General features: G+C 65.5%; 13 protein-coding genes. 6 read left to right on the top strand and 7 right to left on the bottom strand.

The genetic code is table 11. From position 1 onward, the window contains the following. Positions 1–95 precede the first annotated feature (95 nt). Positions 96–863, bottom strand: coding sequence for a GntR family transcriptional regulator (locus QX108_RS10210; protein ID WP_315726298.1), 768 nt, complete (start codon positions 861–863; stop codon positions 96–98). Between the two features lie 126 nt (positions 864–989). Here QX108_RS10210 and QX108_RS10205 point away from each other — a divergent pair, with 126 nt between their 5' ends. From QX108_RS10205 to QX108_RS10180, 6 genes are all read left to right on the top strand, one after another. Continuing rightward, positions 990–2,195 carry an alanine--glyoxylate aminotransferase family protein gene (locus tag QX108_RS10205; RefSeq protein ID WP_315721217.1) on the top strand — a complete coding sequence of 402 codons (1,206 nt, stop codon included), beginning with the start codon at positions 990–992 and terminating at the stop codon, positions 2,193–2,195. Positions 2,196–2,403: 208 nt separating this feature from the next. Next, entirely contained in the window at positions 2,404–3,597 is a 1,194-nt protein-coding gene (locus tag QX108_RS10200; RefSeq protein WP_315781631.1) for a pyridoxal-phosphate-dependent aminotransferase family protein, read from the top strand. Continuing rightward, positions 3,597–4,394: an enoyl-CoA hydratase/isomerase family protein gene (locus tag QX108_RS10195; RefSeq protein WP_315781628.1), complete on the top strand. Its 798-nt coding sequence runs from the start codon at positions 3,597–3,599 to the stop codon at positions 4,392–4,394. The genes QX108_RS10200 and QX108_RS10195 overlap by 1 nt, the downstream gene beginning before the upstream one ends. Before the next feature lie 132 nt (positions 4,395–4,526). Further along, a complete protein-coding gene (locus tag QX108_RS10190; protein ID WP_315721214.1) occupies positions 4,527–5,513 on the top strand; it encodes a tripartite tricarboxylate transporter substrate binding protein in 987 nt (328 codons plus the stop codon). 32 nt (positions 5,514–5,545) lie between these two features. Beyond that, positions 5,546–6,088 carry a tripartite tricarboxylate transporter TctB family protein gene (locus QX108_RS10185; protein WP_315721213.1) on the top strand — a complete coding sequence of 181 codons (543 nt, stop codon included), beginning with the start codon at positions 5,546–5,548 and terminating at the stop codon, positions 6,086–6,088. A 135-nt stretch (positions 6,089–6,223) separates the two neighbouring features. Next, positions 6,224–7,744: a tripartite tricarboxylate transporter permease gene (locus QX108_RS10180; RefSeq protein WP_315781624.1), complete on the top strand. Its 1,521-nt coding sequence runs from the start codon at positions 6,224–6,226 to the stop codon at positions 7,742–7,744. Positions 7,745–7,966: 222 nt separating this feature from the next. On the opposite strand, the gene QX108_RS10175 is transcribed toward QX108_RS10180, so the two are convergent. From QX108_RS10175 to QX108_RS10150, 6 genes are all read right to left on the bottom strand, one after another. After that, entirely contained in the window at positions 7,967–11,932 is a 3,966-nt protein-coding gene (locus QX108_RS10175; protein ID WP_315781621.1) for an autotransporter domain-containing protein, read from the bottom strand. Between the two features lie 524 nt (positions 11,933–12,456). Continuing rightward, positions 12,457–12,618, bottom strand: a complete 162-nt coding sequence (locus QX108_RS10170) for a hypothetical protein (protein WP_172112654.1) — start codon at positions 12,616–12,618, stop codon at positions 12,457–12,459. A gap of 168 nt (positions 12,619–12,786) precedes the next feature. Beyond that, positions 12,787–13,977: a CaiB/BaiF CoA-transferase family protein gene (locus QX108_RS10165; RefSeq protein ID WP_315781618.1), complete on the bottom strand. Its 1,191-nt coding sequence runs from the start codon at positions 13,975–13,977 to the stop codon at positions 12,787–12,789. Between the two features lie 129 nt (positions 13,978–14,106). Beyond that, positions 14,107–15,330 (bottom strand): phenylacetate--CoA ligase family protein, encoded by a 1,224-nt coding sequence (locus QX108_RS10160; protein WP_315781615.1) that lies wholly within the window; start codon positions 15,328–15,330, stop codon positions 14,107–14,109. 123 nt (positions 15,331–15,453) lie between these two features. Continuing rightward, positions 15,454–16,293 carry an ABC transporter ATP-binding protein gene (locus QX108_RS10155; RefSeq protein WP_315721208.1) on the bottom strand — a complete coding sequence of 280 codons (840 nt, stop codon included), beginning with the start codon at positions 16,291–16,293 and terminating at the stop codon, positions 15,454–15,456. A 164-nt stretch (positions 16,294–16,457) separates the two neighbouring features. Next, complete coding sequence (locus tag QX108_RS10150; RefSeq protein WP_315721207.1) at positions 16,458–17,744, bottom strand: ABC transporter substrate-binding protein; 1,287 nt, start codon at positions 17,742–17,744, stop codon at positions 16,458–16,460.

Genomic DNA, 17,744 nt, shown 5'->3' with positions numbered 1-17,744 from the left:
TGGCGTCGCAGTTCCACGGGCCTCGGCCCGGTGTCAATCATTTATGAGACAGCGTCAACCAGATTGCATGCAATTTTGAGGGAGCGATCTCGACCTTAGTCTACTCTGGCCGGCTTTCCCTCGGTCGCCGGTGCGGCGGTCGTCTGCTCCTCGCCGAAATAGGCGATCGCCGCGGCGCCCTTGTTGCGCAGGTGTTGGAATAGGATGTCCGACAGCTCGCTGCCGGCGCGCCGGCGCAGCGCGTCGAGGATCAATTCGTGCTCGCGCATGGCCTCGCTCCAACGCTCGCGCTTGCGGGCGAAGTTCGCCGAGAAGCGGACCCGCCGGATACGGCCTGCGAGGCTCTCATACGTCGCGTGAAGCGTGGCATTGGCGGCGGCATCGACGATCGCACGGTGGATGAGCTGGTTCATGCGGAAATAGCCCTGCATGTCCTGTCGCATGTAAAAACCGTACATATCGTGATGATACTGCGCGATTTTTTCGACGCCTTCATCCGAGATCTTCTCGCAGGCGAGGCGGCCGGCGAGGCCCTCCAGGCCGCCCATCAGATCGAACAATTCCTGAATGTCGGCAGCGCTCAAGGGGCGCACCCGGGCGCCGCGATTGGGCAGCAGCTCCACCAGCCCTTCAGCCGCGAGGACCTTGAGAGCTTCACGCAAGGGCGTGCGCGAGACGCCCAGCATCTCGCACAATTGCCGCTCAGACAGCCGGCCGCCATCTGCGACATGACCCTCGACAATGTAGTCGCGCAGCCGCGCCAGGATCTCCTCGTGCAGCGAGGTCTCGTCGCGCGCAGGGGAAGGGCGGCCTGTCGGCTCGGCCAAAGGGACGGTTTCGATATGTGGAATCGTGGAACTCATCGGTGCGATTGTAGCGGGTGTTACAGATATGGTCGACCGCAGAAATGCATGCGTATGACACTTGTAAAGCAAAAAATTGCATGCAATCATGGGTGTCAGAATGCCGCTATTCTCTGGAGTTGCGCTGTGACCCGTCACCAAGGCCGCCATTTCCTGCACATTCCGGGCCCGAGTCCGGTGCCCGAGCGGGTGTTGCGAGCCATGGATATGCCGGTGATCGATCACCGCAGTGCCGAGTTCGCCGAACTCGGCAAGGCCGTTCTCGACGGCTCACAGAAGATCTTCAAGACCACGAGCCCCGTCGTCATCTATCCGTCCTCCGGTACCGGAGCCTGGGAGGCCGCAATCGTCAACACGCTGTCGTCTGGCGACAAGGTGCTGATGGTTGAGACCGGCCACTTCGCGACGTTGTGGCGGCAGATGGCGGCGCGCTGGGGCATTGAGGTCGATTTCATTCCCGGCGATTGGCGCCGGGGCGTCGATCCCTCGGTCATCGAGGAGAAGCTGACGGCCGATACCGCGCATCAGCTGAAGGCGGTCATGGTCGTGCACAACGAGACCTCGACCGGCGCGACCAGCCGGATCGCCGAGGTGCGCGCGGCGATGGATCGCGCCAAGCATCCGGCGCTGCTGATGGTCGACACCATTTCCGGTCTCGCCTCGGCCGACTTCCGCTTTGACGAGTGGAAGGTCGACGTCGCCGTGTCCTGCTCCCAGAAGGGCTTCATGCTGCCGCCGGGGCTCGGCTTCAACGCCGTCTCGGACAAGGCGCGCGCGGTGGCCAAGACCAACAAGATGCCGCGCTCGTTCTGGGACTGGGAGGACATGCTGAAGCTGAATGCGAACGGCTTCTTCCCCTATACGCCGGCGACGAATCTGCTTTACGGCCTGCGTGAAGCGATCGCGATGCTGCTCGAGGAGGGGCTCGATCAGGTGTTCGCGCGTCACCAGCGCCTCGCGGCAGCGACCCGGGCGGCAGTGGAGCATTGGGGTCTTGAAGTGCTGTGCCAGGAGTCGAAGGACTACTCTCCGGTACTGACCGCGGTGCTGATGCCGCCGGGCCATAATGCCGACGAGTTCCGCCAGGTCGTGCTGGACAATTTCAACATGTCGCTCGGCTCGGGCTTGTCCAAGGTCGCCGGCAAGGTGTTCCGCATCGGCCATCTCGGTGAGTGCAACGAGCTGACCCTGATGGCGGCGCTGAGCGGTGTCGAGATGGGGATGCGTGTCGCCGGTGTGCCGCATCGTGGCGGTGGCGTCGATGCGGCCATGGCGCTCCTGGAGCAGCCGCTGCCCGGCAATGCGCCGCGGCATCTCGCGGTTGTGAAATGAGGCGAAATCGCGTGCGGCTCCGGGGCACAACGGCTCGTGCCGCACTGCACAGAAAAAGGGGAATCGTGTGCATCTGAGGGATGTCAGCCCGAAGCGCTCGGTGCTCGCGTCTTCTTTATTGACGCCAGCGGTCTGGCGGGAGAAAAGCGCGGCGAACGCGTGGGATGCCACGTCCGCGCGCCAACCAAATGACCGGGGATGGACGCCAATGACTGTGCACACAGGACGGCATTTTCTTCAGATTCCGGGGCCGACCAACGTGCCCGACCGCGTGCTCCGCGCGATGGATATGCCGACGCTCGACCATCGCGGTCCGGAGTTCGCTGAACTCGGTTTCGCGGTGCTGGCCGCCTCGCAACGGATCTTCCGAACCAAGCAGCCGGTGATCATCTATCCGTCGTCCGGCACCGGCGCATGGGAAGCCGCAATCGTCAACACGCTCGCGCCCGGCGACAAGGTGCTGATGGCCGAGACCGGCCAGTTCGCGGTGCTGTGGCGGGGCATCGCCGACAAGTTCAAGCTCGACGTCGATTTCATCCCCGGCGATTGGCGTCACGGCGCCGATATCGCGGCGATCGAGCAGCGCCTCGTCGACGACAAGGCGCACAAGATCAAGGCCGTCTGCGTCGTTCACAACGAGACCTCAACGGGCTGCCTGACACCGCCGCTCGAGGTGCGCAAGGCGCTCGATCGCGCCGGCCATCCGGCGCTGTTGATGGTCGACACCATCTCGGGCCTCGGCTCGATGGAGTATGAGCACGACGCCTGGGGCATCGACGTCTCCGTCGCCGGCTCGCAGAAGGGGCTGATGCTGCCGCCGGGCCTCGGCTTCAACGCCGTCTCCGAGAAGGCGCTTGCCGTCGCCAAGGCCAATCCCGGCATGCGCTCCTATTGGGACTGGCAGGAGATCATCACCTTCAACAAGCTCGGCACCTTCCCCTATACGCCTGCATGCAATCTCTTGATGGGCCTCAACGAGGCGCTGAAGATGCTGGAGGAGGAAGGCCACGAGAACGTGTTCGCACGCCACCGCCGCCACAGCCTCGCGACGCGCGCGGCGGTGAAGGCCTGGGGCCTCGACACGCAATGCGCCGATCCGCAGGCGCATTCGCCGGCGCTGACCGGCGTCGTCATGCCCGAGGGCCACGACGCCGATGCGTTCCGCAAGACCGTGCTCGAGAACTTCGACATGTCGCTCGGCACCGGCCTGAACAAGATCAAGGGCAAGGTGTTCCGCATCGGCCATATCGGCCACTTCAACGACCTGATGCTGATGGGCACGCTGTCTGGCGTCGAGATGGGCCTCGCGCTCGCCAATGTCCCGCATCGCGCCGGTGGCGTGCTCGCCGCAATGGACGTCCTGAAGGCGCGCGAGGCTGCGCCGATTCCGAAGGTGGCCTGATGAGCGCTCCTGCGACCGGCTCCGACGATCTCATCTATGCCGTCGACGACGGCATCGCCAAGATCACCTTCAACCGGCCGCAGGCGCGCAACGCGATGACGTTCGCGATGTACGACCGGATGGCCTCGATCTGCGAGGCCATCAACGCCGACCGCTCGATCAAGGCGCTGATCCTGACCGGGGCGGGCGACAAGGCCTTCGCCTCCGGCACCGACATCTCCCAATTCCGCGCCTTCAAGATCGCGCAGGACGCGCTCGACTATGAGGCGCGTATCGACCGCGTGCTCGGAACTCTCGAACTTTGCCGCGTGCCGGTCATCGCGGCGATCGCGGGCGCCTGCACAGGCGGTGGCGCGGGCATCGCCGCCTGCTGCGACATCCGCATCGGCACCGAGAGCACGCGCATCGGTTTTCCGATCGCGCGCACGCTCGGCAATTGTCTGTCGATGTCGAATATTTCGCGCGTGGTCTCGCTGATCGGACCGGCGCGGACCAAGGACCTGATCTTCAAGGCGCGCCTTGTCGAGGCGCCGGAGGCGCTCGCGCTCGGCCTGCTCAGCGAGATCGTGCCCGACGTCGACACCCTGCAGGCGCGAGCGTTGGAGACGGCAAGACTGGTTGCCTCGCATGCACCGATCACGCTCGAAGTCACGAAAGAGGCCGTGCGCCGCATCCGCCGCACGCTGTCCCGCGACGAGGGCGAAGACCTGATCCTGCGCGCCTATATGAGCGAGGATTTCCGCGAGGGCATGGACGCGTTCCTGAACAAGCGGACGCCGAACTGGAAGGGCAAGTAGTCCGATGCTGATCGTGCGACCTTATGCTGATGTCATGAGGCCGCATCTCGCTTGTGTTCTTGAAGTGACCACAATAAGCCGGCAGTATCCTGGTAGGACACAAGCTGGTGCTTTGAACGGGGGATGAAACACGTGCGTAATCTGATCACGATCGCAGCCGCTGCGGCTGCCATTTTCGCAAGCGCGCCGGCCTCTGCCGGTTGGGAGCCGACCAAGCCGGTCGAGATCGTCGTCGCCGCCGGCGCCGGCGGTGCTTCCGATCAGATGGCGCGGATGATGCAGGCCGCGATCCAGAAGAACAATCTTCTGAAGCAGCCGGTGGTCGTGTCGCTGAAGGGCGGCGCATCCGGGGCCGAAGCGCTGATGTACATGAAATCCAGCGACGGCGATCCGAACAAGGTCCTGATCGCCTATTCGCTGATCTACATGCTGCCGCTGTCGGCCAAGCTGCCGTTCGACTGGCGTGAGCTGTCGCCCATTGCCGTGATCGCGCTCGACCAGTTCGTGCTGTGGGACAATGTCAACGGCCCGAAGACGGTGAAGGAGTTCATCGACGCCGCCAAGGCATCGAGCTCGCCGTTCAAGATGGGCGGCACCGGATCCAAGCGCGAGGACCATGTGCTGACCGTTTTCATGGAGAAGAAGACCGGCGCGAAGTTCTCCTATCTGCCCTACAAGTCGGGCGGTGAGGCTGCGACCCAACTGGTCGGCGGGCACACCGAGGCCAACGTGAACAATCCTTCCGAGAACCTTGAAGTCTGGCGCGCCGGCCAGGTGCGTCCGCTCTGCGTGTTCGACAAGGAGCGCATCTCCTACACCACCAAGGTCACGGAAACGCAGTCCTGGAACGATATTCCGACCTGCAAGGAGCAGGGGCTGGACGTGCAGTACCTGATGCTGCGTGGCATGTTCCTGCCGGGCAAGGTGACGCAGGAGCAGCAGGAGTTCTATGTCGACCTGTTCAGCAAGCTGGTTCAGACGCCGGAATACAAGGATTATATGGAGAAGCAGGCGCTCAAGCCGATCTTCCTCACCGGCAAAGACATGCTGCAGTTCCTCGAAGAGGACGGCTCGCTCAACAAGCAACTGATGACGGAAGCCGGCTTCGTAGCCAAGTAAGGCCGGCGAAGCCGAGGGGATGAGGAAGATCGATGTCCAACGCTGAGCTCGAGATCGCGGTCGACGATCCGACGGCGCCGGAGGAGAATTCTCCGGCCGTCACCTCCAACCGGACCGTCGACGTCGGAGTGTCGCTGCTGCTGCTCGGGCTCGCTGTCCTGCTCGCCTGGGACAATTGGCGGACCGGCGCGTCCTGGGACTCGACCGGTCCCGAGCCCGGCTACTTCCCGTTCTATCTGTCGGTGATCCTCGGCGGCGCCAGCCTCTACGGAATCGGCGCCGCCTTCCTGTCGAGCAAGGAAGCGCGCGAGACCTTCGTGACGCGGGCGCAGCTGCGACGCGTGATGGCGGTATTCGTGCCGACGCTGCTCTTCTGCATCGCCATGCAGTTTCTCGGCATCTACGTGGCGAGCTTTCTCCTGATCGCCGGCTTCATGCGGATCGTCGGCAAGATCGCGATCTGGAAATCGCTGCTCACGGCGTTCCTGTTCAGCGCCGTGATGTTCGTGACCTTCGATGTCGTGTTCGACGTGATCATGCCCAAGGGACCGCTCGAAGCGGCGTTCGGGTACTAACCAATTCTCTCACCAGTCGTCATTGCGAGCGAAGCGAAGCAATCCAGACTCGAGCCTGACAACTCCTGGATCGCGTCGTCGCTTCGCTCCTCGCGATGACGGAGGAAGTGGAACTGCACCAATGGAAGCCAAGTAATGGAAGCTCTGGGTCTGCTGCTGCACGGGTTCGCGGTCCTCCTGACCTGGAAGACGCTGCTCTTGATGATGGTCGGGCTGGTGCTCGGCGTGTTCGTCGGTGTGCTGCCGGGGCTCGGCGGTCCCAACGGCGTCGCCATCCTGTTGCCGCTCACCTTCTCGATGGACCCGACCTCGGCCATCGTGATGCTGTCCTGCATCTACTGGGGCGCGCTGTTCGGCGGCGCCATCACCTCGATCCTGTTCAATATTCCCGGAGAGGCCTGGTCCGTCGCGACCACCTTCGACGGTTATCCGATGGCACAGCAGGGCAAGGCGGCGGAGGCGCTGACCGCGGCCTTCACCTCGTCCTTCATCGGCTCGCTGGTCGCGGTGCTGCTGATCACCTTCCTGGCACCATGGATATCGTCCTTCGCGCTGAAGTTCGGGCCGCCGGAGTTCTTCGCCGTCTATCTGCTGACCTTCTGCTCCTTCGTCGGCTTGGGACGTGAGGACAAGCACAAGACCGTTATCGCGATGGCGATCGGCCTGCTGCTCGCCGGCGTCGGCATGGACACCGTCTCCGGCCAGCTGCGCATGACCTTCGGCTCGACCGACCTCTTGCGTGGCATCAACTTCCTGGTCGCCGTGATCGGCCTGTTCGGCATCAGCGAGATCCTGCTGACGATGGAAGAGCGTCTGGCGCTGCGCGGCCACGCCGCATCGATCTCGCTGCGCACGGTGCTCGCCGTCTGGAAGGACCTGCCGAAGTACTGGATGACGCTTTTCCGCTCCTCGGTGATCGGCTGCTGGCTCGGCATCACGCCGGGCGGCGCCATCGCGGCCTCCTTCATGGGCTATAACCTCGCCAAGCGCTTCTCCAAGGACCAGGACAGTTTTGGCAAGGGCCGCATCGAGGGCGTGTTCGCGCCTGAGACCGCGGCGCACGCCTCGGGCACCGCGGCGCTGCTGCCGATGCTCGCGCTCGGCATTCCCGGCTCGGGCACCGCGGCGATCCTGCTCGGCGGTCTGATGGTGTGGGGCCTCAATCCCGGCCCGCTGCTGTTCGTGGAGCACAAGGATTTCGTCTGGGGCCTGATCGCCTCGATGTATCTCGGCAACGTGGTCGGCCTGGTGCTGGTGCTCTCGACCGTGCCGATCTTCGCCTCGATCCTGCGCGTGCCGTTCGCGGCGGTGGCGCCGATGATCGTGGTGTCCTGCGCGATCGGCGCCTATGCGATCCAGAACGCGATGTTCGACGTCTGGCTGATGCTCGGCTTCGGCGTCGTCGGCTACGTCTTCAAGAAGATCAAGATCCCGCTGGCGCCGTTCACGCTGGCGCTGGTGCTCGGCAGCCGCGCCGAGGACGCCTTCCGGCAGTCGATGATCATCTCCGGCGGCAACATGAAGGTGTTCTGGGCGAACGGCCTGGTCGGCACCATCACGACGCTGGCGATCGTGCTGCTGTTCTGGCCGCTGATCGACCGGCTGGTGGCGAGCGTCAGCAAGTCGACCCCGCCAGCAGCGAAGGCTGAGGCGTAGGCGCGGTCTTCCACCCACGGTCATTCCGGGGCAAGGCCGCAGGCCTTGAACCCGGAATCTCGAGATTGGGTGGCGTTCTTTTCGACAGCTCGGGATTCCGGGTTCAATCGCCAACGCGTAGCCGCTGCGCGGCTTCGCGCTGTCGATTGCCCCGGAATGACGTTGGAGGCGCGATGGGCCACGCGCCTATCAACTCGGCGGTGTCAATCGCCACACCGGCTCTCACCACGCGTAGCGCACTGTCCCCTTGCCGGCATACGACCGCGTCACGTTCGAGATTTCGCTCTCGAACGTCGCCATCGCGCTCCAGCCGTTCAGCCAGTTCATCTCGATTGAGGTCGTGGTCAATGCAGAGTCGCGCGCCTGCGCTGCGCCGTTGACGACGAAGCTCGCGCCGGGCAGCGTCTGGAACGTCGCGGCTACGGAGCGATCGGGATTGAAGTCGTGAGCCCAGGCGAGGCGGCCGCGCAAGGTGAGATTGCCGTCTGCCAGTGCATAGGATTTGTCGGAGCGCAGGCCGAGCTCGGTGCGCGTGTCGGTGACGGTCTTCCCGGCGTAGGTCAGGGCGAAGGTCGCGGCGCCGGCTGTGGCCTGTTCGATATAAGTGGGCAGGCGCAAGCTGGTCACCTGCGCTGCCGCATAGGGTGTGACTCCGACGCCGCCAAGCGGCGCGACGAAACGCGTGCCGCCCTCGATGCGGCCGGTCCACGCATTGGCCTGATAGCTCGCGCGTAAGCGATCGGTGCCGGAGATGGTGACGGTGCGGTCGGTGGTGACGTCCTGCCAACCGTAAGCCAGCGCGGCCCTCAGATAGCTCGGACCAATGTGATGATGCAGATAGGCGCCGGCCTGGAACAGGTCGGAGCGGCCGGAGCCGAGACCGTTGACACTGAAGCTGGTGCCGCCTCCGGCGAGGGCAAAGCCTGCGATGGTGCGCGGCGCGATCCGATAGTCGGCGCCGACGGCGGTGCCGGCAAGGTGGCTGGTGGTGTCGTTGGAGCCGACGCTAGCATTGCCGCTTGTCGATTGCGAGCCGCCGAAGCCGGCCGCCCACACGTTCCAGCGCTGCGCAAAATCCGCAGGCCGTTCGTCGGGCAGCATTGCAAAGGCATCGGTGCGTTTGCGCGCCGCGTCGGCGTAGCTGCTCGCACCACCGCTGCCCTGGCGTTGGGCGAACGGATCGGTGAGCAGGCCGGCGAACTGGCTCATCGCATTGAAGGTGGTCTGCTGCACGCCCGTGGCGCTCTCGCCAGAGGCCTGCGTCAACCCCGCCTGCTTCAGCTTGCCGAACACGAGCGGAATGTCGCCGGTGCGATCGAAGTAGGCCGACAACGTGTCGCCTACCGCCTTCTGATTGCCGTTGAGGCCGCCGGGCAGGGCAAACGCGAGGATCAGGTCGAGATAGACGTTGTTGGCGTCGTAGCTCAGTCTGGTCTTGAAGCCGGAAGGCAGGTTGGTCTTCACGACCGATCCGAAGCTGCCGGAGATGCCGCCGCTGGTCGTCAGGATGGTGTAGCGCTTGTCGACATAGCCGCCGGTGCCGAACACGGCGTTGACAGTCGCACCGCCGAGGGAGGCAGATCCACTCACGCTGGCGAACGAAGCCGTCGTCGGATCGAGCTGCACCAGATAGTACGCGCCCGACTGGAAGGCGAGATTGCCGATGATGGTCATCGACGAGCCGGCGGTGCCGTTGCCTGGCGCTAGCGTGCCGCCATTGTTGATGCTCACCGTCATCGGCGGATCGACGAGACCCGCGCCCATCAGCGTGCCGCCGGCATTGACCGTCACGCCCGAGGTGTTGGTGATGGCGCCGGCGACGTCGAGCACGCCGCCATTGATGATCGTGGCGCCGGTGTAGTTGCTCGTGCCGGTGAGCGTCATCCGGCCGGTGCCGGTCTTGGTGAAGCCGCCGCTGCCGGAGATCGCGCCGGAGAAGCTGGTATTGCCGTTGTTGCCGCCCGCCGTCAGCATTGCCGCGCCGAGCAGGACATTGCCGCTGCCCGCGAGCGAGCCGATGGCCTGATCGAAGCCGTTGAGATCGAGCGTTGCGCCTGACGCGATCATGAACGCGCTGGCCGAGGCGAGCACGCCCGAGGCGCCGGCCTGCAGGGTACCAGCACTGATCGTCGTCGCGCCGGTATAGGTGGTCGCTCCGTCGAACCGCATCGTGCCGGCGCCGACCTTGGTGAAGCCGCCGCTGCCCGAGATCGTGCCGAGAAAGCTCGTGCTGGTATTGTCGCCGCCCGACGTCAGCGTTCCCGCGCCGAGCAGCACGGCGCCCCCGCCGGTGAGCGAGGCGATGGTCTGGTTGAAGCCGTTGAGATCGAGCGTTGTGCCGCTATCGACCTCAAAAGAGCTCAAAGGTGCGAATGCGCCGGCCGCGCCCGCGCGCAGCGTGCCGCCATCGACGATGGTCAGGCCGGCGTAGGTGTTGGTGCCGCTGAGGGTGAGCACGCCGGGACCGCTCTTGACGAACGTGCCGTTGCCCGAGATCGTGCCCGAGAACACCGCGGCTCCGCCATTGTCGCCGATCGCCAGTGTTCCATTGCTCCCGAGCAGCACGTTGCCGCTGCCGCTCAATCCTCCGATGGTCTGACCGGTGCCATCGATATCGAGCGTCGCACCTGTCGCGATCATGTAGCTGCTGGCGACCGAGAGAACGCCGGACGCGCCGGTCCGCAGCGTGCCGCCGCTGACGAGGGTGTCGCCGGCGTAGCTGGTGACCCCGCTCAGCGTCAGGACTCCGGTGCCGAGCTTGGTCAGGCCGCCGCTGCCGGAGATCGTGCCGCTGAGCGTCAAGTTGTTGTCATTGGTGTCGAAGCTGCCGCCGCCGGCATTGAGGGTGATGTTGCGGCTGGAGCTGAAGTCCGCGAGAACTTGCAGCGTGCCGCCGCCGAACGACAGCCCGCCGGAGGCCGCGCCGAGATTGGCGTCGGAGGAGACCGCAAGCGTGCCCTGGTTGATCGCCCAGGGCGTGACGGCGGCCGTGGTGCCGGTCAACGTCCACGTGCTCGTGCCGGTCTTCACGAAACTCGAGAAGCCCTGATACTGCGCCGAGCCGCCGATGCTGGAGACGTCGAATGTGCCGTTCGCCGTGCCACCCAGCCGGAACGTGTCGCTGCCGTTGCCGACCACGTTGCCGTTGATGATCGAGCTCGCCCAGATCTCCAGCACGTTGCTGCCGCCGGTGAAGGCGATGGCGTTGGCGTCGAACAAGGGATCGCCGCTCAAATTGGATCCCGCCGAGATCGCGCCGCTGTTGATGATGGTGAGATTGGCCCCGCGCACGCCGTCGCCCGCTGACCCGAACACGCCATTAGACGAACTGCCGCCGATGCCGCGGATGCCTGTCGCGCCGCCCGTGATGCTGCCGGAATTGATCAGCGTGCCGCCGGTCGCGAAGACGACGCCCGCGCCACCATTGCCTCCGTCCCCGCCCGCGTTGGGCTGGCTGCTGTTGAGAGCATTGCCGCCGTCGCCGCCATTGCCGCCGGTGATGCTGCCGGAATTGGTGAGAACGCCCGTGCCGGTCAGATAGACGCCGTAGCCGCCATCGCCGCCGGCGCCGCCGTGCCCATTGTTGTTGGCCGTGCCGCCCGGACCGCCGATGCCACCGGCGATCGCGCCGGTGTTGGTGTAGTTGAGGCCAGTGCCGTCGATGACGAGCCCATAGCCGGCTGCGCCGCCGCCGCCGCCGCCCCAGCTCAGGCTGGCGGAGCCGCCGCGTCCGCCATAGCCGCCGGTAATGGTCGCGGTATTGCTGCCGTCCGTCGTGACCACCGCACCATGAGCGCCGCCACCGCCGCCGCCGCCGCTCGACGTGCCGCCGCCGCCCTGGCCAGCATGCCCCGATTCACCCGGCGCTCTGCCGCCTTGGCCGCCGCTGAACGCGCCGGAATAATCGCCACCACCGTCGCCGCCGACCGCGCCTGCGCCGCCGCCACCGCCCCCTTGCGTGAGGTTGCCTCCCGCAACACCATTCGCTCCGGAGCCGGTTGCCGAACTGGCGCCGCCGTTGCTGGTGCCGTTGACGTTGCCGCCGGAGCCGCCGCTGGTCGCCTGGGCGAGTGCTGGGCTTGCCAGCGCGAGCGATAGCAGCGCCGTGGTCGCCGTGAGCCAATGCAGGCGGGGCCGTCGGAGAGAACCGGCCGCACGCTCGGTGTTCGATGTTTCTGGAATCAGCACGCCAGCCCTTTGCGCAACTTGAAGTCGGGGCCAGTGCCGATCGACGGCAGAGGCCGTCATCCAAAGCACGCAAAATTGCGGAGACGGGAACTGTGACTTTTTGGGTGAATAGCGCGGCAGAGCCGTTCTCAGCCGGACTGTGGCACCGCCGCCACGTTCACGAGCAGCTGGACTGACTGCGCCGGACCGTTGTTCGATTCGCTCCGGCGCTTCTCCAGAGGTTGTGTCTTTGCGATGACAGCATTTTAGGCAGAGCGGTGGTAGGCTTCATTCATGGGCAGATTTCGTCCTGCTCAGCGTGGTGACGCCGCATGGATGGTCATCGCGCCCTGATGTTTCCTCCCGAGACGATCTCTTGCCCGGCGCTTGCGTCGGGCTTTTTTTTGCGCACGGTTCGATCGCTGAATTCAGCGTGTTTCAGCTCATTTGGGAGCAGAAAAGCAAAAGCCCTCGTCCGACTGATCGAACGAAGGCTTCATCGGGAAACATTGCCAGGACGCGATTGAACCCGCGTCAGCTTGGTCTCAGTTGACGGTTTCCTCGACCGGCATGTGGTACCAGTCGGACTCGTTGTCGAGCATCGTCTCGTCAAACGGAAGAGCACTGCCGTGGTTCAGGGCAGCTGCGTTGACGTCGCGAACCATGTCCATCGCCGTCAGAAACTCGTTCAACTCGGATGCGCTCATGACCCCGTTACTCCTCACGCCCGCGGGCCACTTCAGGTCCGCGTCAACTGATGAGAAGAGATTAACGCGGTCTTGCCTTGGCCTCAATCCGGTCAAGGTCGAAGTTCCAACGTGGTGACATCTGGGCCACAGCGGCGGAATGCCACGGCCCAGTCATATTGCACCTGCTCACACCACCCGATGCACCCGGAGATCGGCGATTTCGCCGTCAGTGAAGCCGAACTCGGCGAGGATCTCCTCGGTCTGCTCGCCGAACTCCGGCGGCCGCGCCGCCATACGGCTCGGCGTGCGCGACAACGTGAAGGGCTGCGCCACCAGCGTGATGTCGCGTCCGTCGTCGCTCGGCACGGGCTTGGCCATGCCGAGATGCTTCACCTGCGGATCGTCGAACATCTGATCGATCGCGTAGATCGGCCCGCAGGGCACGCCGGCGGCGTTGAGCTCGGCGACCCATTGCTCGCTGGTCTTGGCCAGCGTGCGCGCGTTGATTTCGGCGTTCAGCGCGTCACGGTTCTTCGATCGCGCCGGCGCCGTGGCGTAGTCCGGATTGTCGATCCATTCGGGCGCGCCGAGCGTCTGGCACAGCCGCTCCCAGATCCGCCCGCCGGTGGCGGCGATGTTGATGTAGCCGTCGGAGGTCTTGAAGACACCGGTCGGGATGCTGGTCGGATGGTTGTTGCCGGCCTGCGGCGCGACGTCCTTCTCCATCAGCCAGCGCGCAGCCTGGAAGTCGAGCATGAAGATCTGCGCCTGCAGCAGCGAGGTCTGCACCCACTGGCCCTCGCCGGAGACCTCGCGCTCCAAGAGCGCGGTGAGGATGCCCATCGCACAGGACAGGCCGGCGGAGAGGTCGGCAATCGGAATGCCCGCGCGCATGGGGCCCTCGCCGGGCGCGCCGGTGATCGACATCAGCCCGCCCATTCCTTGCGCGATCTGGTCGAAGCCCGGCCGCTTGGAATAAGGGCCGTCCTGGCCGAAGCCGGAGATGCTGCCATAGACGATGCGCGGATTGACCTTGCGCACGGCCTCGTAGTCGATGCCGAGCTTGGTCTTCACGTCGGGGCGATAGTTCTCGATCACGACATCGGCCTGCTTCGCCAGCCGCATGAATACGTCGACCCCCTTAGGGTCCTTCAGGTTGAGCGTCATCGCGCGCTTGTTGCGATGCAGGTTCTGGAAGTCGGAACCGCGGCGCGGGCCGCCGAGCGCCTCGCCGCCGTTCTCCATCATCGCGTCGATCTTGATGACATTGGCGCCCCAATCGGCGAACTGCCGGGCGCAGGTCGGGCCGGCGCGCACCCGTGTCAGATCGAGCACGGTGAAGCGGGACAGGGCTTTGGACGCGCGCGGGAAGGCCATGCGGACGAACTCCAGGGAACGTGACATGGCTGTATAGGAGAGCGCGCGTGAGGCGACAATTGCGCATGGGACGTGCGCACGGCCGCGCTCATGACGGTGATGCAGGGCTTGGCCGCGCTGGAACAAGTCTCAGCGTTGGTCGGCGATCACCTTGCCGTCGTTCGGCAGCGTGCCCGGCGCGACGATCTCCGCGTTTCCGCCGAGCTTGGTGACGCTGCGCAGGCTGGCGGTCACGGCCTCGGAGAGGCTGTCTGCCGGCGATGCGCATTCGGCCTTCAACGTCATCGCATCGGTCTCGCCGGCGCGGGTGACGACCAGGCGGAGGCGGCCGAGCTCGGGATGGCGCTTGCCGATCTCGGCGACCTGCTCGGGCCGCACGAACATGCCCTTGACCTTGGTGGTCTGATCGGCGCGGCCCATCCAGCCCTTGATGCGCATGTTGGTACGGCCGCAGGCGCTGAGGCCGGGCAGGGCGGCGGTGAGGTCGCCGAGCGCGAGGCGGATCCACGGGTGATGCGGATCGAGCGAGGTGACCACGATCTCGCCGACATCGCCCTCCGCGACGGGATCGCCGGTGCCGGGGCGGACGATCTCGAAGATCAGGTCCTCATTGACCACCATGCCCTCGCGCGCCGAGGTCTCATAGGCGATGATGCCGAGATCGGCGGTGCCGAACGCCTGGTAGGCGTCGACGCCGCGCGCCTTGATCTCGGCCTGCAGCGACGGCGGGAACGCTGCGCCCGACACCAGTGCGCGCTTGAGCGAGGAGACGTCGCGGCCGGCACTGGCGGCGGCGTCGAGCAGGATCTTCAGGAAATCGGGCGTGCCGCTGTAGCCGATCGGGCGATAGGCCTCGATCAACTCGAATTGCGCCTCGGTATTGCCTGGACCGGCCGGGATCACCGCGCAGCCGAGCGCGCGCGCCGAGGCGTCGAAGATGAAGCCGCCGGGCGTGAGGTGATAGCTGAAGGTGTTGAGCACGACGTCACTGCTGCGAAAGCCGGCCGCGAACAGCGCGCGGGCGCCGCGCCAGGGATCAGCGTGCGCGGCCTCCGGCTCGAAGATCGGCCCGGGAGAGGTGAACAGGCGCGAGAATGCCCCGGGCGGTTGCGCGACGAAGCCGCCGAATGGCGGCGCCGCCTTGTGCAGGGCAGGGAGCTCGGACTTGCGCAGCACCGGCAGTTGCGCCAGCGCCGCACGGCTCGTGATGTCCTGCGGATCGATGCCCTGCAGCAGCGCCGCATAGGCTGGCGCCTGCATCGCCGCGCGCAGCACGTCGGGCAGGCGGCTGAAGAGGTCCTGCTCACGCTCAGTGGGATCACGGGATTCGAGGGCGTCGTAGTGGGTGGTCATGCCCGGTCCTTCAGTCTTGCACCGTCATGCCCGGGCTTGTCCCGGGCATCCACGTCGTTCGTCGTTGCGGCTCGCGCGTGGATGGCCGGGTCAAGCCCGGCCATGACGAGGAGAGAAGCTCGGCTACAGCCACCGCTTCCGCCGCTTGAAGCTCTTCAGGTTCTTGAAGCTCTTGCGCTGGTCGCCGGCGCCGCCGAGGTAGAACTCCTTGACGTCCTCGTTGTCGCGCAAGCTGTCCGCGGTGCCGTCGAGCACCACCTTGCCTTGCTCCATGATGTAGCCGTGGCTGGCGACCGACAGCGCCGCACGCGCGTTCTGCTCGACAAGGAGAATGGTGACGCCGAGATCCCTATTGATCTCCTTGATGATAGCGAACACCTCCTTCACGAGCAGCGGCGACAAGCCCATCGACGGCTCGTCCATCAGGATCATCTTCGGTCGCGCCATCAGCGCGCGGCCGATCGCCAGCATCTGCTGCTCGCCGCCTGAGAGATATCCGGCAAGGCCGGTGCGCTCCTTCAGCCGCGGGAAATAGTTGAACACCATCTCGATGTCGCGGTTGACATCGCGATCGGATCGCGTGAACGCGCCGAGCTTGAGGTTCTCCAGCGAGGTCATGTCCGAGACGATGCGGCGGCCCTCCATGACCTGGAAGATGCCACGGCGGACGATCTTCTCCGGATCGATGCCGTCGATGCGCGCGCCGTCGAACATGATCTCGCCGCGCGTGACCTCGCCATCTTCGGTCTTGAGCAGGCCGGAGATCGCCTTGAGGGTCGTCGACTTGCCGGCTCCGTTGGCGCCGAGCAGCGCGACGATCGCTCCTTTGGGCACATCGAGGCTGAGCCCGCGCAGGACGAGGATGACGTCGTCATAGACGACCTCGATGTTGCGCACGGAGAGTAGCGGGGCTGCGCTCGCGCTGGCGGCGCTGGTTCGCGGAGTGTCGAGTGTCTCGGTCATTGTGGTTGTCCACCGCTGTCGTCCCCCGCGAAGGCGGGGGACCCAGTATTCCAGAGACGCCGTGGCTTCACCGAGAAGCCGCGGCGTACTGGATCCCCGCTTTAGCGGGGATGACGATCGTGTGTGGAGTTGCTGCCGAGCTCATTCGGCAGCAGCTCATCAGCTTACCAACCCGCCCATTCGGCCTTGCGCGGCAGCTCGATGGTCTTGACCTTCTCGAGCTTGATGACGCCCTTGGCCATGAGGTCGTTGAGGTCGCCCTCGGTCGGTCCGGTCACCTTGGCGCGATAGAGGTCGACCTTCATGGTGCCGCGGTGGTCCTTCTCGGTCCAGGTCGACGGGCTGCAGACGCCTTCCATGCCCGCGGGCACCCAGTCCTTCTTCTGGTGGAAGCCCTTGGCGACGTTCTCGCCGGTGGCGCCGCCATTCTTCGCTGCCCACTCGATCGCCTCCTTCATGTAGAGCGAGGAGCAGACCGCGGCGACGTAGTGCACCGGGCGATAGACCTTGCCGGTGGGGTCGGACATCTTGGAGATCTCCTGCACCGTCTTCATGCCCGGCGCATCGCCGCCCCACGCCACTGAGGTGCGCAGTGGGAAGATCACGCCGTCGGCGGCATCCCCTGCGGTCTTGGCGGCGTTCTCGTCCATGCCCCAGACGTTGGACAGGAACTGGACGTCGACGCCGGCATTCTTGCAGGCCTTCATCACCGAGATGTTCGAGGCCGCGGTGTTGCCGAGATAGGCGTAGTTGGCACCGGAGCTCTTCAGGCTCAGGCACTGCGCGCTGTAGTCGCCCGGTGCGAGCGCGAACACCAGCGGCGGCAGCACTTCGAAGCCGAGCTCGGTGGCGAGCGCCTCGCCCGCCGCCTTCGGCGCGTTCGGATAGGGGTGGTTGGCGCCCATGTGGACGAATTTCGGCTTGCCCGGCTTGCCCTTCGCCTTCCAGTCTTCGGCCGCCCAGGTCAGCTCGGCGCGCAGCGCGTCCGAGTAGCTCGGGCCGTAGAAGAAGTTGTACGGCGCAGGCTTGGCCTTACCGCTGGTGCCTTCGGGATCGGTCAAAGCGGCGGCGTAGGAGCCGGACATGTCCGGGATCTTGTCGTTGGCGAGGAAGCCGGTCAGCGCCTCGGTGTCGGCCGTGCCCCAGCCCATGATGGCGGCGACCTTGTTGTCCGGCGCCGACCACTTCTTGTACAGCGCGATCGCGCGCGGCACCTGGTAGCCATAGTCGTTGCTGTCGACAGCGAGCTGCTTGCCGCCGATGCCGCCGTTCTTGTTGACCCAGGCAAAGGTGTCGACCACGGCCTGGCCGTAGGGCGTACCGACGTCGGACGTGCCGCCCGACAGATCCTGCAGATGGCCGATGGCGATCTGCTGCGCATTTGCCGTCGAGGCGAAGGTGCCTGCGAGCAGCGCCAGGGCAGCCGAGCCCAGCCATGATGTCATCGTCAT

Origin of the sequence: Bradyrhizobium sp. SZCCHNR1002, assembly GCF_032381435.1 — a bacterium.
GTDB classification, from domain to species: Bacteria; Pseudomonadota; Alphaproteobacteria; order Rhizobiales; family Xanthobacteraceae; genus Bradyrhizobium; species Bradyrhizobium aeschynomenes.
The sequence above is the reverse complement of the archived record's forward strand: the minus strand, read 5'-3'. Positions and strand labels throughout refer to the sequence as shown.